This window comes from Dolomitihabitans soli, assembly GCF_022213955.1.
In the GTDB taxonomy this organism is placed as follows: domain Bacteria; phylum Actinomycetota; class Actinomycetes; order Streptosporangiales; family Streptosporangiaceae; genus Streptosporangium_A; species Streptosporangium_A soli.
This window is the reverse complement of sequence record NZ_JAKNTW010000002.1, coordinates 468,140-484,077: the sequence shown is the minus strand read 5'-3', so window position 1 is coordinate 484,077 and position 15,938 is coordinate 468,140. Positions and strand designations below refer to the sequence as shown.

The window sequence follows — 15,938 nt, the reverse complement described above, 5'->3', positions numbered from 1 at the left end:
TCAGTCGATGACGGCAGTGGCCTCGACCTCGACCAGCAGATCGGGTTCTCCCAGCGCCGCAACGCCCAGCAGCGTGATCGGCTTGACCGGGTCGACCCCCAGCTTGGCCGCCGCCCGAGCGACCCCCTCGCCCAGCAGTGGCAGCTTGTCGGGTGTCCAGTCGACGACGTAGACGGTCAGCTTGGCCACATCATCGAAGGATCCGCCGGCCCCGGCCATGGCGGTGCCGATATTGAGGTAAGCCTGCTCGACCTGAGCGGCCAGATCCCCCTCACCGACCGGTTGGCCCTGGGCATCGCGGGCCACCTGGCCCGCCAGGAAGACCAGCTTCGATCCGGTGGCGATCGACAACTGGCGGTAGACGTCGGGTTTCGGCAGCCCGTCAGGGTTGACCAGCGTCACGGTCATGTCCGCTCCTTGCACATCGGCACAGCATGGTCGGTGCTCACCAATAACATAGCAAAGTTATGTATTGTGGTGCCATGGTGAGGATGAAGGATCCTGCGGTCCGCTCTCTGCTGATCGACCGAGCCGCGCGGATGCTCGCCGCTCGGCAGCCGGTCACGCTCCGCTCACTGGTGGCCGGAACCGGAGTGTCGACCATGGCCGTCTACACCTACTTCGGCGGCATGGACGGCCTGTGGACAGCGATGCGACAGGAAGGCTTCACCCGCCTGGCCGCCCGCCTCGCCGCGGTCGCGCCATCGAAGGATCCGGTACGGGATCTGGCCGCTCTCGGCGCCGCATACCTGTCCAACGCCATGGCCGGTCCCGATCTCTACCGGGTCATGTTCGACGCCGGGTTCGAACTCGAGAACGCCGCGGCCGCGGATGACACGCTGCACTTTCTGGTCCGGGCCGTCGAACGGGCCACGGCCACCGGCCGCTTTCGCGACGACATCGACCCGCTGGCGCTGGCCATACAGAGCTGGACCATCGGACATGGACTGGCGTCACTGGTCGCCACCGGCCCCCTGCCCCATCAGGCGCTGGCCCATGGCGTGCCGCTGCTGACCGCCCTGTTCACCAGCGCAGGCGACGACCCCGAACAATGCCGTCGGTCAGTCGAACGCGGCTGGCGCCCCTGACCTCTGATCGCCGCTTCGAGTTCTCCGACACGGCGTCAACGGACGCCTCACCTCGACGACAACGACCCCCTGTTCACCAGCCCGGCACCGTTCCAGGCAGGCGGTCCCGACGACCCCACCCAGGACAGCATCAACATCGCGGTCCAGACATCTACTGCGATCCGACAGGCTGCGGCCACTATTCGGTGGGGGGATGGCGGTAGATGTTGACGAGGAATCGGCTGAGGTCGCCGCGGTGGAACCCGGCGAACCGCTCGAGCGGATTACCGGCGTCGTCGAACGCCAAGCTTCGCAGAATAAGCAAAGGAGCGCCTGGAAGAACTTGCAGCGCCTTGGCCATCGTCTCGCTCGCGAGGCCGGCTTCTATCGACCGCCGTCCGGTCGTGAACTGCACGCTGTACTTGCGCTCCAGCAGACCGTAAAGCGAGACGTTCGACAGATCCTCGTCGAGGACGAGCCTGCCGACGGACAACGGCAACTTAGCAGTTCGCTCCTGCCCACTGATTAGGAATTTGACCCTTTTGCATCCATATGTGCTTCTGTGGGAGCGCCATCGGCGAACACACGTTCAGCACTCGGCGATACGGAATACGGCCATCTAAGCCACTACTGTGGGCCCGCATCGCGTGGCCCACCATCGGGTACGGCTGGGCCGCCTACACCATGGCCAGGGGTGGTCGGGGTAACTCGAATTGACCCATGAGTATGGGCGCAACTACTTGGACTCGATCTACGCCATTGGTAAACATGAGAGAAGTCGGCGAGCAATTGAAACTTTGCTGGATGGTCGATTTCAATCAGATCGCCCATTCCGACGAACAATGCCTTCCCATTCTCGTTCTCGATGGCAATGCCAATGCGTCCATCCTCGGTTGGTTCGGCCCGCGCCACGAGAGTTTGCCCCTCGAATGTAGAGATCAATGCCACGTCTCGATGTCCTCTTAGTAGAAGTGTGGGGTCGCCGCCCACACCGAAGACCTCTTTATCCCAAAAGACCTTGACTGCGCGGCCGTCATTAAGAATAATCGAGTCTACGTTTTCAAGATCGCAACTGATTTGAGACCCATTGAAAGTGGGTTGCTTGGTCTCCGATTTTCTTTCAGTCCAGAGCGAACCGCCCTTGACTCGCTCGCCGCCGTCGAGTCCGTAGTCGTACGAGATGTTTGCAACCAGCATTTTTTCCTCCATTGACTATTTGGTGATTGAGACTATGGGCGTTTCCTCTAATTGAAACAATCGCGACAGTCATATGGCAAGTGCCGTACCTTGTTGCTTTATTAATATTATGATGACTCGATGGCAAATATTTCAGGAGGCAACTTCGCACAAGCCTGAATTCCGTGTATGCCTCGGCCAGTGTCGACGACACGTGAAACTGGGCGATACGCTTCCGATGATTTCGGAGCCCCGCCGGAAGCCTCTGGAGAGTCAGACAGGGGACGGGCAGGTGGTCTGCCGGATGAGCTTCCGCGTCGGCGCCTGCCCTCCGTCCCGCCGCTGATCGATCAGCGGCGCAGCCTCTGAAGTCGTTCGATCATCTCGGCGGTGTGCCGGAGATTCTCCTGGAGGGTTCCCGTGGCGTGGCGGAGTTCGTCTGCGATCTTCTGCCGATCGGCGATCAGGGAGTTGTCCGTTCCCAGCGACGCGGCTGCTCTGTCGCGTTCCTGGGACTCGGCATCCTGCCTGGCCCGGTGGATGAGGTCGAGGACAGCCAGGACAGAGAACGCCCAGCTCAGCAAGTCACTGCAGAGAGCTGCATCCAGTGGATACCGCCGAAGTAGCGGGGAGATGGTCAAGCTAGCGTTCAGTATGTCGAAGGGACGACGGCGACACCGACGAGGGCGACGCGTTCACCGCCGCGGCGCCGGCCGTCGCCGCCCTGCAAAGACCGGGAGGGGCTTGCGGGTGGTCAGCCGTTCATGGTCTTGGCCAGAGAGCGAGGGCGCAGGTCGGTCCAGTGCGTCTCGATGTAGTCCAGGCAGGCGGCGCGGGTGTTCTCGGAGAAGGCGATGGTCCAGCCGACGGGGACCTCGGCGAAGGAGGGCCACAAGGAGTGCTGGTTCTCGGCGTTGACCAGGACCAGGAAGCGGCCGTCGGCGTCGTCGAACGGGTTGGTGGTCATGCGCGGTCCCTCCCGGGGTCCGACGGGGCGGCCGGCGCGCCGTCGAGGATGAAGCCTGGGTCGGCGGGAATCATCTGTTCAGGTCACCGGGCCACGGCCAGGCGGTAGTTCTCGTCCGTGGTGAGGAGGTTCCGATGGGTGTCCTCTGCGGTGATGGCGCCGTCGTCCAGGACGAGGACCCGGTCGGCGGCGTCCAGGAGGGCCGGGCTGCTGGTGATCACGATGGTGGTGCGGTTCCGGCGCAGTTCCGCGATGTTGCGTGCGATGAGCTGTTCGGTGACCGCGTCGACTGATGTCGTCGGGTCATGCAGAACCAGGATGTCGGCGTCGGCGGCGAGGGCGCGGGCCAAGGACAGCCGTTGGCGCTGCCCGCCGGAAAGGTTCGCGCCACGGTCGCGGACGCCGTAGTCGAGTCCTTCGCGGTGGAGGGCGACGACGTCGGTCAGCATGGACGCCTCGACGGCCTCGGGGACCATACGGCCGGCGCCCGCCGGGTCGATGTTCGTGCGGAGGGTGCCCGCGAAGATCTCCCCGTCGTACGGGTTCACCAGCATGTGCTCGCGGACCGCCTCGATCGACAGATCCGCGATCTCCTGTCCGCCGACCCGCACCACTCCCTCATACGTGTCGGGCGGGACGTTCACGGCCAGGATCGACGCGAGGTCGGCCGCCGCGCGCGGCTGGTAGACGGCGATCGCCACGAACTCGCCGGCGGACACGTGGAACTTCAGCTCGCGCAGGGACCCGTATCGGACGCTGTCGACCTCGACGTCACCGCCCGCGGACGGGCGCTCCGGCCTCGGGGTCATCACGGGAGGCGCGGCCAGCACCAGTGCCATCCGCTCGGCCGACGCGCGCGCGATCATCACGTACTTCGGCATCTCCGAGAACAACTTGAGCGGTTCCATGATGAACTGCGCCAGCCCCACGGCCATGACGAGCTGCCCGATGGTGATCTCGCCGTTGAACGCCAGCCAGCCCGCCGTCAGGGTCACAGCGGCGGCGAGGATCGCATTGAGTGCCAGCGCGGTGCCGGCGTACACGCCGTTCACCTTGGCGACGGTGATCGACTGGCTTTTCGCCTCCGTGCTGACCTTCCGGTAGGCCTGGAAGGCCGCGTGGTTGCCGCCGAAGCCGTGCAGCGGGCGCAGGCCGATGATCAGGTCGGCGACCTTCGCGCCCGCCCGCGCCACCCGGGCCTGCTGCTCGCGGGTGCTGGCGCCGATCCGTTTGGACATCACGCTCAGGATCGACAGGATCGCGATGGTTCCCACGATCACCAGCAGGCCGAGCTGGACGCTGGCCATGCCCAGCGCGACCGCTGTGATCAGTACCGCGACCAACGAGCTGATCAGCAGCGGTACCACCTCGATGATGTCGGCGGTCTGGTCGGCGTCCTCGGTGGCGATGGTCAGGACCTCGCCGGACTTGAGGTCGACGTCCCTGGCCACCGGTTGGAGCCCGCAGGCCGCGACCCGCACCCGCCAGCGGTGTGCCTCGGTCGTGTTGGCCTTCTGCAGGATGCGCATCCCGAACCGCCACGACAGTGACACGGTCGTGATGATCACGGCCAGCGCGGCGATCGACACGGCGAGCGAGCCGAGGGTGCGGTCCCGCATCGTGTATTCGACGATCAGGCCGAGTGCGATGGGGAAGGCGGTCTCGCCGGCCTGGTACATGCCCATGAGGACGGTGCCCGAGGTCATGGCGCCCGCGTTGCGCCGCAGTGCGGTCCAGAGGATGTCGGACCCCGTACGGGATCTCTGCTTGTCAGGAGTTGTCATCGAGGTGTCGGGCAATCGCTTCCGGGGTTCGCAGGGTGAACAGATCACGAACGGTGACCACGGGACCGTACTCGCGGCGGAGCAGCCCGATCAGCCGCACCGCCAGCATGGAGTGCCCCCCGAGGGACATGAAGTCGCTCACCGCGCTCACCTCGTCATCATCCAGGTCCAGCGCCTCGGCGAAGAACTCGCACACCACGGTCTCGGTCTCGGTCACCGGGCCACGCTCGCCCGATGTGGTCAGCGCGCCCAACGGCTTGGCCTCCGGCAGCGCCTTGGCGTCGGCTTTCCCGTTCACCGTCAGCGGGATGGCATCGACTTGGGCGTAATGGGTGGGGCGCAGGTAGTCCGGCAGCGCGGCGCCCACCTCGGCGGCGACCGTCGCCAGGTCGGAGTCGCCCAGTACGAGGTACGCGGCCAGCCGGTACGCGCCGTCGACCTGCGGATCGGGTTGGGCGACCGCGGCGGCGAACCGCACCGCCGGGTGTGCCTCGAATGCGGCCTCGACCTCGCCCAGCTCGACCCGGTGCCCCCGGATCTTGACTTGCTGGTCGGTGCGGCCCAGGTACATCAGGTTCCCGTCGGGCCGCCGGATCACGAGGTCCCCGGTGCGGTACATGCGCTCGCCAGGTTCGCCGAACGGGCACGCGACGAACCGGTGCGCGGTCTGGTCGGGCTGCCCGAGGTAGCCGCGCGCGATGCCGACACCCGACACGTACAGTTCACCGGGCACGCCGTACGGCACGGGCCGCAGCCACGGGTCCAGCACGTACACGTCGGTGTTGTCGATCGCCACGCCCACCACCGGGTCCTGGCACTCGAAGGTGCCGACGCCGAGGGTGTTGATGGTGTACTCGGTGGGTCCGTACAGGTTGTAGCCGACTGTCCCCTCGGTCTCGGCGAGCCGATGCCACAACGTCGGGGTGACCGCCTCGCCGCCCAGCAGCACCAGCGCGGGTCGCCGCGCGGGGTCGTCGAGCAGGCCCTCGGCCACCAGCTGCTGCGCGTAGGTGGGGGTCACGTTGATGACGTCGATCCCGTGCTCAAGGCAGTACTCGACCAGACGGGGCGCGTCGCGTCGCAGTTCCTCGTCGCAGATGTGCACCTCGTGGCCATCGGCGAGCCACAGCAGTTCCTCCCACGACATGTCGAACGCGAACGACACGGTGTGCGCGATCCGGAAGACCCGGTGGGCGTGCTCCACCAGCACCGGCTCGAAGATGCGACGCTGGTGGTTGATCAGCATGTTGGTGAGCCCGGCGTACTCGGTCACCACGCCCTTGGGCTTCCCGGTCGATCCGGATGTGTAGATAGTGTACGCGGGGTGCCGCAGGCGGTCCGGGTCGTCCGGCGCGAACGTCAGGAACGGCTCGGCCTCGGGCAGGGGGCGGTCCAGCTCGATCAGGTCGCCGGTCAGCCGGGGAGAGACGGCGCTCACGGTGAGGATCACGTCCGGGCGGGCGTCCGCGACGATCGCGGCGATCCGCTCGTCCGGGTGGTCCAGCTCCAGCGGCACATACGCGGCGCCGACCCGAAGCACGGCGAACAGCGCCACGATCGAGTCGAGAGAACGCGGGATCGCGAGAGCCACGATCATCTCAGGGCCGATGCCGCGCTGGGCGAGCAAACCCGCCACCGCGCGACTGCGGTCCCGAAGCTGGGCGAACGTCAGGGTCCGCCCGTGGGCGACTAGCGCGACCTGCTGCGGGCTGCGGTCCGCCGCCTGGTCGAACCGGTCGACCACGGTGTCCGTGCCGACGTCCGTACGCGTCGCCGGCTCAGGCTCCGGCCCCAAGCCCCGCAGCGCGCCGACCGGCCCGGTCGAGCGGGCCAGATCGTCGAGCACGCGCAGGTAGTCGTCCAGGAGACGGCGGGCGCGCGCCGCGTTGTCGTCGCGATACTCCAGCTTGACCGTGAGCCGGTCGCCAGGCGTGACGACCCAGGTGAACGGGTAGTGCGTGGAGTCATCGGCCCGCACCGCGGTGATGCCGTGCCTGGCGTTCATCTTGGCGAACGCGTCCATGTCCAGGAAGTTCTGGAGCACGAACAGGTTGTCGAACAGGGTGTCGTGCCCGCTGGCCCGCTGGATCTCGCCGAGCCCCAGGTGCTCGTGTTCCATCGCCGCGACTCTGGCCGTCTGCACGGCGGCGAGGTACTCCCGCACCGTGTCGTCCGGCCGTGCCCGCGTCCACATGGGCACGGTGTTGAGCAGCACGCCGACGATGTCGGCCAGGCCGTCGCCCTCGCGGCCGGAGACGGTCACGCCGAACACGGCGTCACTCCGGCCGGTGTGCGCGCCCAACAGCAGGCCGAACGCGCCGGTCAGCACCGAGTTCAGCGTGACACCATGCGTCCTGGCCGCTTCTCGCAGCAGGTCCGACTGTTCGGCGGACAGCGTGTGCACGAGTGTGTGCGGCAGGTCGTCCGGAAGCGACGGTGCCGGTCCGGCGAGCAGCGTCGGGCCTGGGAGGCCGGTCAGGTGCTCCGCCCAGAAGCGTTCCGACACGGAGAAGTCCTTGGCGTCGAGCGCCCGGGCGTAGTCCTCGAAGCTCGGCGTGGCCGGGGCCGGGGCCGGCGGCTCTCCCGCGACGACGGCCTGATAGGCGTCGAACAGGTCGCGCAGCACGATCTCGCGTGACCAGCCGTCCCACAGCAGCAGGTGGTAGCTCAGCAGCAGGCCGTCGCGGTCGTCGGGCAGGCGCACCACGGTCAACCGGATCAGCGGTGGCTCACCCGGGTCGAAGCCCGTGTCGCGGTCCTGGGCGCACAGGGCTTCGGCTTCCGCGTCCGTCGACAGCACGACCGTGCGGACATCGACCCGCCGGCCCGCTGCGAGGACCTGGACCGGGTATCCGCCGGCGTCGGTGCTGAAACCGGCGCCCACGACCGGGTGCCGCGCGATCACGTACGCCATCGCCTCGGCCAGGGCGTCGGTGTCCAGACGCCGGTCGAAGGTGAAGTAGTTCTGGGCGACATAGTGTCCGGTCGAGCCCGCCAGCTGGGCCTGGAAGAACAGGCCCTTCTGGAGCGGGGTCACCGGTGCCGTCCACTCGGCCGTCGCGGCGGCGTCCGCGATTCGCTCCAGCGCGCGCCGCCAGTGTTCGGTGAGCTCGTCGGGGATGCCTTCGGCGAGGGTGAAGGCCGCGCGCAGGCTTCCGGTGGCCGCGTCGATCCACGCGTTGACCTCGACGGCGTACGGGCTGCCCTGGTCGCCGCCGGTGCTGTGCCCGGTGCTGTGCCCGGTGCTGTGCCCGGTGCTGTGCCCGGTGATGTGCAGGGCCTGGGACTCGGTGCCCCGGCCGAGGTAGTTGAACAGCACCTGCGGGCGCGCGTTCAGCAGCGGTGCCGTCTGCGGGTTGAGGTACCTGAGCTGGCCGTAGGCGATATGCCCGCGCTCGTCCGGCTGGCGTTCGGTGACCTCGCGCGCCGCCGCGACGGGGTCGGTGTGCGCCGTGAGCCGCACGGGTGCGATGGAGGTGAACCAGCCGACCGTGCGGGTGTAGTCGTGGTGTTCGAGCACCGGGACCCGGCCATGCCGCTCCAACTCGATCGCGAGATCGGCGGGCGACGGTTGGATGTGCGTCAGCGCGGTTCGCAGCGCGCCGCACAGCAACTCGGTGAGACCGACGCCGAGTGCGGCGGGCGCGGTACGCGTCACGCGGGCGGTCACGTCGGGCGCGACCTCCACAGTGATCTCGCGCAGCCCTTCGATCACGGGCAGCAGCACGGGCGCTTCGAGCGTGTTGACCCAGTGCCCGAGGTCGTCGATCACCTGGGCGGACCGGGTCGTCAGCGCGTCGGCGTACTCGGCATAGGACGTGGTCGGCGGTGCCAAGGCCGCCCCGCGCATGGCGGCGGCCAGGTCGTCCAGCAGGACCAGCCAGGACACCGAGTCGACGGCGAGGTGGTGCACGGTGACCACCAGGGTCCGGCTCGACGCCAGCCACGAGAACGCGATCACCTCCCCGGACTCGGGATCGAGCCGCCCGGCGGCGTCGTTCGCCGCGGCCGTGGCGTCGATCTCGTCCGTCTGGACGACGGTGACCGCGCGGGCGGGTTCGGTGCGCAGTGCCCACACCCCGTGCTCGACGCGCAGCCGCAGCCGCAGGGCCGGGTGTGCGGCCACGACGGCGTTCGCGGCGCGCTCGGCGTCGGCGAACTCGGTTCCCTCGGCTGCCACCAATGTCCTGGCCTGGGCGAACCGGGCGAGGGAGCCGCCCAGTTCCCGTTGGCGCAGGATGATCGGCGTCGGTGTCAGCGGGCCGTCCGCGCGGTGGGCGGGCGCGGACGCCGGGGCCTGCGGCGTCCGCGTTCCCAGGTGTCCGGCGAGCGCGCGTGGCGTTTTGAACAAGAACACGTCTCGTGGGGCGATCGGCAGGCCGAGCGCCCTGGCCCGGTTGACCACGGTGATGGCGACGATGCTGTCGCCTCCGGCCCTGAAGAAGTCGGTGTCGCCGTCCACCTCGCAGCCGGGGAGCGTCTCGGCGAAGATGCCGACCAGCGCGGCGAGCGTGGAATCACTCGCGAGCACCGGGGTGTCGTCGTGCGCGGCGTGCTCGCTCAGGGCCTTCCGGTCCAGCTTGCCGTTGACCGTCAGCGGCAGGGCGTCGACCCGCAGCACCCGGCCCGGCACCATGTGCGCGGGCAGCTTCGTCGAGAGGAGGCCGGTGACGTCGTCGGGCACCCGACCCACGACGTGCGCGACCAGGTGGTCGCCGCTGTCGGCCACGGTGACGGCCACATCGACCACGCCGTGGAGTTCCCTGATCGCGGACTCCACCTCGCCGAGCTCGATGCGGAAACCCTTGAGCTGCACCTGATCGTCGGCGCGGCCGGCGAACTCCAGCTCGCCGCCGAGCGTACGGCGGGCGAGGTCGCCCGTGTGGTACATGCGGGAGCCGTCGCCCGCGAACGGGTTCGCCACGAACCGGCCCGCGGTGAGCTCCGGCCTGCCCAGGTAGCCGAGCGACACCTGGTCGCCGGCGACGTAGATGGCGCCCACCCGGCCCGGCGGCACCGGCCGGAGCCGGTCGTCGAGCAGGTAGGTGACCAGGCCGGGGATCGGGCCGCCGATCGGGCTGACGTCGTCGCCGATGGCGAAGTCCTCGTCGGTCAGCACCCGGTGCGTGACGTGGACGGTGGTCTCGGTGATGCCGTACATGTTGACCAGCTCGGGCGAGCCGGTGCCGTGCCGCTCGACCCAGCCGCGCAGCCGCCCGAGATCCAGTGCCTCGCCGCCGAAGATGATCCGGCGTAGCGAGGTGACCGGCTCGCCGGCCTGCCGGTCGGCCTCGATGAACTGGTAGAACGCCGACGGGGTCTGGTTGAGCACGGTCACTCCGCGCTCGCGGACCAGCCGGTGGAAGTCGACGGGGGAGCGGGTCAACCCGTACTCCGGCACCAGCAGCTCACCGCCGTGCGCCAGCGCGCCCCACAGCTCCCACACCGCGAAGTCGAAGGAGTAGGAGTGGAACTGGACCCACACGTCGCGCGGACCGAAGTCCATGTCAGGCCGGGTGTTCGCGAGCAGCGCCAGCACGCTGGAGTGCGGGACGACGACACCCTTGGGCCTGCCGGTCGATCCGGACGTGTAGATCACGTACGCCGGGTCGTGCCAGCTGACCTCGGGCGCGGTGGTGTCCCGCGGCAGCCCGTCCTCCGGTACGAGCACGTGGGCCGGCACGCCCGCCCTGGCCGACAGCTCCGTGAAGCGGTCCCGCTGTTCCCGGTCCACGAGAACGACCTGCGGGGCGGCGTCGGCGAGGATGTACTCCAGCCGTTCGTCCGGGTACGCCAGATCCAGCGGCACGTACGCGCCGCCCGCGGTGACGATCGCGATCAGGGCGACGACCTGCTCAAGGGAACGCGGGACGGCGACGGCGACCCGTTCGCCCGGTCCGACCCCGGCCGCGCGCAGCGCCGAGGCCAGCTCGTTCTTCGCGTCCGCCAGTTCGCCGTAGGTCAGCGACCGGGTGCTGCCGTCGAGCCCGCATTGGGTGACGGCGATGGCGGCCGGGTCGCGGCTCGCGGCGGCGTCGAACAGCTCGCCCAAGGTCGTCGGGGTGATCCGCGCGGACTGTCTGACGCCGTCGGGCACCAGGTCGTCCGGCCGGGTGAGCAGGCCGGTCAGGGCCCGGGTGAACGTACGCAGGATCGCCTGGGCGTGCGTCTCCCGCAGCAGTTCGCTGTCGTAGATCAGGTTGAATCGCGGACGGCCGTCGAGCGCGCGCTCCACCACGAGCGTCAACGGGTAGTGCGGGACGCCCTCGTTCACGATGTCGGTGATGACGAGCTCGTCGCCCGGCCTCCGCAGGCCGTCCACATCGGTCGCGACGTCGAACACCACCAGGGTGTCGAACAGGGGACCGCTGCCGACCTGGCGGCCGATCCTGGTCAGGGAGACATGCTGGTGCGGCAGCACCGCGCTCTGGTGTTCCCGCACCGAGGCGAGCAGTTCGCGCGCCGTGGTGGCGCCGTCCCATCGGGCGCGCACGGGGATCGTGTTGATGAGCAGACCCACCATGTCCTCGATGCCGGGCACATCCGCGTCACGCCCGGACACCGTGGAACCGAACACCACGTCCTCGCCGTGCAAGATGCCGCCCAGCGTCACCGCCCACGCGCTGTGTACGGCGACGCTCAGTGGCACGTCCGCTGACCGGGCGGCCGCGTCGATGTCGTCATCCGGCTGCACAGCGGTCTCGGCGAACCGGTCGGACGGGGTGTGCCCCTCGGCGACCAGCGAGGGGCCGGGCAGACCGGCGAGCTGATCGCGCCACACCCGGTCGCTCTCGTCATCGTCGCGTGCGGCGAGCCGGCGCACGTAGTCGGGGAAGTCGCCCTGCGGGTACACGGTCCCCGGCGCGTGATACTCGGCCAGCAGCGCGCGCAGCATCGGGGGCACCGACCAGCCGTCGGCGACGATGTGGTGCACGGTCTGCACCAGGACGTTCCTGCTGGAACCCGTGCGGATGAGGGTGTACCGCATCAGCGGGCCGGTGGCCAGGTCGAACCCGGCGCGGCGGTCCCGTTCGGCGTAGTCGCGGATCTCGTCGTCGGTGATGCCGGGGCGCTCCAGCGTGGTGAACGGCGCCTGCACACCGCTCTCCAGCACCGAGACCACGCGGCCGTCGGCGAGGGCCACGAACCGCGCGGCCAGGTTCGGGTACAGCGCGAGCAGCCGGGTGGTCGCCGCCGCGAGCCGGTCGGCGTCCGCGGCGCCGTCCACTGGGCCGTCCAGCGTCAGTATCTGCTGCTCGACGTAACTGCCCGCCGAGTCGTCGTCGAAGACCGAGTGGAAGTACAGGCCCTCCTGCAACGGGGTCAGCGGCAGGATGTCCCGCAGCGCCGGGCCGTCCAGGGCGTCGACATCGGCCTGGGTGAGAGACACCGCGCCGAAGTCGCTGGGGGAGTGGCCGCCCTGGTCGAGCGCGGCCAGCCCGGCCAAGGCCGCCCGGAAGTACTCGCCGATCGTCGAGATGTCCTCGTCGGCGAACACTCCGTCCGGCCACGAGATGGTGGTGACCAGTTCGTACTCGCCGGTCGAGCCGGGTTCGGCGATCGCGTTGAACTCCAGGGCGCGCGGCAGGCGCATCCTCGGGTCGCGCTTCTCGCCCAACTGCCCGGTGGCGCCCGCGAGCTGCCAGTCCCCGGACGCGCCCGCGTCGAAGCGGCCCAGATAGTTGAACAACACCTGCGGGGCGGACGCGTCGAACCCGGTACCGGTCAGGTACCGCTGGACGCCATAGGACACGCCGTTGCTCGGCACCCGGGCGAGGTCTTCCTTGACCGACTTGAGCGCGGCGGACAGGTACGCGGGGGCGGTGAAGTCGGCCGTCGCGCCCGGGTCCACGGTCACCGGGAAGAGAGTGGTGAACCAGCCCACGGTCCGCGACAGATCCGGCTCGAAGCCGACAGCGCCCGCCACGAATCGCCCTTCGCGGCCGTGGCCCTCGAGTTCGATGTGCGCGAACGTCTGATCCTGCCCGAGGCCGCGGCGCCACCGGGCGAGGGCGACGGCGAGCGCGGTCAGCAGCACGTCGTTGACCCCCGCGTGGAACCTCGCGGGAATCTCGCCCAGCAGGGCGGCTGTGACCTCGGGGTCGACCGAGACGGCCTGAACCCTCTCACCTGCGACGGTGTCGGATTCGGACAGTGGACGCCTGCCCAACGGTCCGTCCGCTCCCGGCAGGGGACGCTGGAAGTAGTCGCGGTCCGCGTCGAACCTCGCGCGCTTCAGCAACTGTGTCCAGCGCCGGAACGACGTGCCCACCGGAGGCAACTCGATCGGCGTGCCCGAGGTGAGCTGCCGCCATGCCGTGGCCAGGTCCTCCATCAGGATCCGCCATGACACGCCGTCGATCACCACGTGATGGACGACCACGACCAGTTGCCGTGCCTCGCGCCGCCAGACAGCGCAAAGCATCACGCCGTTGTCCGGGTCCAGTCCGTCGGCGGCGAGCTCCACGCACTCGTCGAGCGGCCGGTCGCTCCGCTGCCACCCCGCGACGGCCTGGTCCGCCTTCGGGATGGCGAAGCCCCAACGGGTGCCGCGCACCAGTTTGGCGCGCAGCATGTCGTGCCGCCTGACCACGGCGGCGAGCATCTCGTCGAGGGCCTCGGCGGTCAGGTCCGCCGGGGTGTTCAGCACCACCGACTGCACGAAGCCGTCGATCGCGTCCGTGTTCTCGCCGAGCCACTGCACGATGGGCGCCCCCGCGACGGAACCGGTCGCGACATCCCCGCGGTCCACCGTGGAGACACCATCACGGCTCGCCACCGCCGCCAGCGCCCCCATGGTGCCGCTGGTGAAGATCTGCGCCGCCGTAACGTAGAGGCCCGCGTCGCGCAGCGCGCTCAGCAGCGAGATCGCCAGAATGCTGTCTCCGCCGAGCCGGAAGAAGTTCTGGTCGACCCCGACCTCGTCCAGCCGTAGCACCGACGCGACCGACGCGCACACCACGCGCTCGTTCTCGGTGGTGGGCCGGATGATCGAATCCGCCTCGATCGCCGGCTCCGGCAACGCGGTCCGGTCCAGCTTGCCGTTCGGAGTGAGCGGGAACTCCTTCATCACGACGATGTGCGCGGGCACCATGTACTCGACCATGTGCTCGACGGCCCACGCCTTGACCTCGTCCGCCCGCAGGTCATCGGCCACCGGGAGCACGTACCCCACCAGGTAGGTGCCGCCCGCCGTGTTCTTCTTCGCGACCACGCAGGTATGCCGTACCCGGGGGTGCTCCGCGAGACCGATCTCGACGTCCTCGATCTCCAGCCGCATGCCGCGGATCTTGATCTGGTTGTCGGCCCGGCCGAGGAAGTCCAGCGACCCGTCCGGGGCGAACCGCGCGAGGTCACCGGTCCGGTACAGCCGGGACCCGTCCCCGGCGAACGGATTCGCCACGAACCGGGATGCCGTCAGGCCGGGCGCGTTGACGTACCCGCGTCCCAGGAGGAACCCGCCCACGTACAGTTCGCCGCCGACACCGACCGGGACCGGGCGCAACTCCTCGTCCAGCACGTACAACTCGGTGTTGGGGTTGGCCTTGCCGATCGACGTCGACAGGCGTTCCGCCGCGCCCCGGTAGATGACGTGCGATACGCCGATCGTCGTCTCGGCCGGGCCGTACCCGTGGTACATGGGGATGTCGAGCCGGGCACGGAACCGCTCGTACAGCTCTGCGGTCAGCACCTCGCCGCCGCACCACACGTGCCGCAGGCTGTCCAACTGCCCGGAGTCGCTCGCGATCTCCAGCAGCACGTCCAGCATGGACGACACCAGGTAGGTGAAGGTGACGCGCTGCTCGGTGATCACGCTCAGCAGGTGATGCGGGTCGCGTTCACCGCCGGGCCGCAGGATCACCAGCCTGCCGCCGCACACCAGCGGCAGGAAGATCTCGTTGATGGAGATGTCGAACGACAGCGGCGCCTTGAACAGCGACGCGTCGTCGGGGCCGAAGCCCAGGATCTCGTTGACCTGCCACAGCAGGCGCTCGCTGATCGCCTCGTGCCGGATCATCGCGCCCTTGGGCCGCCCGGTCGAACCGGAGGTGAAGATCACGTACGCCAGGGCGGGGCCGGGGATGACGGTCTCGGTGCTCTCGATGGGATACGAACCGAACCGCCAGGCGTCGAGGTCGACGGCCACGGCTTCCGGTTCACCCGCGTCGTGCTCGCCGGAGTCGTTGAGCTGCACCACGACCCGGGCGTCGTCGATGACGACCGCTCTGCGCGCGGCGGGCCACTGCGGATCGAGCGGCACGAACGCGCACCCCGCCTGCAGCACGCCGAGCAGACCGATCACCATCTCGGCGGAGCGACCCAGCGAGATGCCGACGACCTGTTCGGCGGTGAGTCCGCGTTCGATCAGGTGGTGGGCCAGCTGGTTGGACAGCTCGGCCGCCTCACGGTAGGTCAGCGACCGATGTTCGTCGACGATGACGACGGCGTCCGGCCTGGCCCGAACCTGCTCGCGGAACATCTCCACGATGGTCGGGCGGACCCGGTCGGCCTTGTTGTCGTTCCACTCGGCCAGGGCTTCGAGCCGTGCCGTCACGCTGGACGGGCCGATGGTGCCTATGGGCCGATCCGGGAAGTCGGCCAGGTCGTCCAGCGCGAGCTGCGCGTCGGTCAGCACGACGCCCTCGGGGACGGTGATGGTCCGGTCGTCCGCGCCGACCTCCCAGCCGCCGACCCCGTCCCCGCCGTTGTCGACCCATCCGAGGACGTCGGCGAACAGCGTGCCGGGGGTGAGGTCGAGGCCGCCGGGGCTCTGGCCGGTCGCCCAGTAGGCCAGCCCGACGGCGCACGCTTTGGTGATGGTCCGATCGGAATAGTCGCCGGTCCGCCGGCGTACGTCGGCGAGGTGCACGGGAGAAAGCAGTACGAGACGAGTGCTCGGTTCCATCATCGAAGACTCAGCCGTCCCTTTCAACTATGAAGGTT

8 protein-coding genes are annotated in these 15,938 nt (G+C 69.0%); 1 reads left to right on the top strand and 7 read right to left on the bottom strand.

Features of this window, described 5'->3' with window-relative positions; all coding sequences use genetic code 11:
- Positions 1-408, bottom strand: coding sequence for a RidA family protein (locus tag MBA17_RS06950; RefSeq protein ID WP_238495447.1), 408 nt, complete (start codon positions 406-408; stop codon positions 1-3).
- 83 nt (positions 409-491) lie between these two features.
- Here MBA17_RS06950 and MBA17_RS06945 point away from each other — a divergent pair, with 83 nt between their 5' ends.
- A complete protein-coding gene (locus MBA17_RS06945; protein ID WP_238495446.1) occupies positions 492-1,088 on the top strand; it encodes a TetR/AcrR family transcriptional regulator in 597 nt (198 codons plus the stop codon).
- Positions 1,089-1,266: 178 nt separating this feature from the next.
- Here the strand turns inward: MBA17_RS06945 and MBA17_RS06940 are convergent, their stop codons facing one another.
- From MBA17_RS06940 to MBA17_RS06915, 6 genes are all read right to left on the bottom strand, one after another.
- Positions 1,267-1,566: a UTRA domain-containing protein gene (locus MBA17_RS06940; RefSeq protein ID WP_238495445.1), complete on the bottom strand. Its 300-nt coding sequence runs from the start codon at positions 1,564-1,566 to the stop codon at positions 1,267-1,269.
- Positions 1,567-1,694: 128 nt separating this feature from the next.
- The gene (locus MBA17_RS06935; RefSeq protein WP_238495444.1) at positions 1,695-2,264 is read right to left on the bottom strand and encodes a hypothetical protein; all 570 of its coding nucleotides are present in this window, start codon (positions 2,262-2,264) and stop codon (positions 1,695-1,697) included.
- A 329-nt stretch (positions 2,265-2,593) separates the two neighbouring features.
- Entirely contained in the window at positions 2,594-2,884 is a 291-nt protein-coding gene (locus tag MBA17_RS06930; RefSeq protein ID WP_238495443.1) for a hypothetical protein, read from the bottom strand.
- 113 nt (positions 2,885-2,997) lie between these two features.
- Positions 2,998-3,210, bottom strand: a complete 213-nt coding sequence (locus MBA17_RS06925) for an MbtH family protein (RefSeq protein ID WP_238495442.1) — start codon at positions 3,208-3,210, stop codon at positions 2,998-3,000.
- Between the two features lie 83 nt (positions 3,211-3,293).
- Positions 3,294-4,994: an ABC transporter ATP-binding protein gene (locus MBA17_RS06920; RefSeq protein ID WP_238495441.1), complete on the bottom strand. Its 1,701-nt coding sequence runs from the start codon at positions 4,992-4,994 to the stop codon at positions 3,294-3,296.
- Positions 4,981-15,900, bottom strand: a complete 10,920-nt coding sequence (locus MBA17_RS06915; protein WP_238495440.1) for a non-ribosomal peptide synthetase — start codon at positions 15,898-15,900, stop codon at positions 4,981-4,983. The genes MBA17_RS06920 and MBA17_RS06915 overlap by 14 nt, the downstream gene beginning before the upstream one ends.
- Between the last annotated feature and the right edge of the window lie 38 nt (positions 15,901-15,938).

What these genes read in the sequence shown, in the direction of transcription:
- MBA17_RS06945 (WP_238495446.1), top strand. Translation starts at nt 492, where the DNA reads ATGAAGGATCCTGCGGTCCGCTCTCTGCTGATCGACCGAGCCGCGCGG.
- MBA17_RS06925 (WP_238495442.1), bottom strand. Translation starts at nt 3,210, where the DNA reads ATGACCACCAACCCGTTCGACGACGCCGACGGCCGCTTCCTGGTCCTG.
- MBA17_RS06920 (WP_238495441.1), bottom strand. Translation starts at nt 4,994, where the DNA reads ATGACAACTCCTGACAAGCAGAGATCCCGTACGGGGTCCGACATCCTC.
- MBA17_RS06950 (WP_238495447.1), bottom strand. Translation starts at nt 408, where the DNA reads ATGACCGTGACGCTGGTCAACCCTGACGGGCTGCCGAAACCCGACGTC.
- MBA17_RS06935 (WP_238495444.1), bottom strand. Translation starts at nt 2,264, where the DNA reads ATGCTGGTTGCAAACATCTCGTACGACTACGGACTCGACGGCGGCGAG.
- MBA17_RS06915 (WP_238495440.1), bottom strand. Translation starts at nt 15,900, where the DNA reads ATGGAACCGAGCACTCGTCTCGTACTGCTTTCTCCCGTGCACCTCGCC.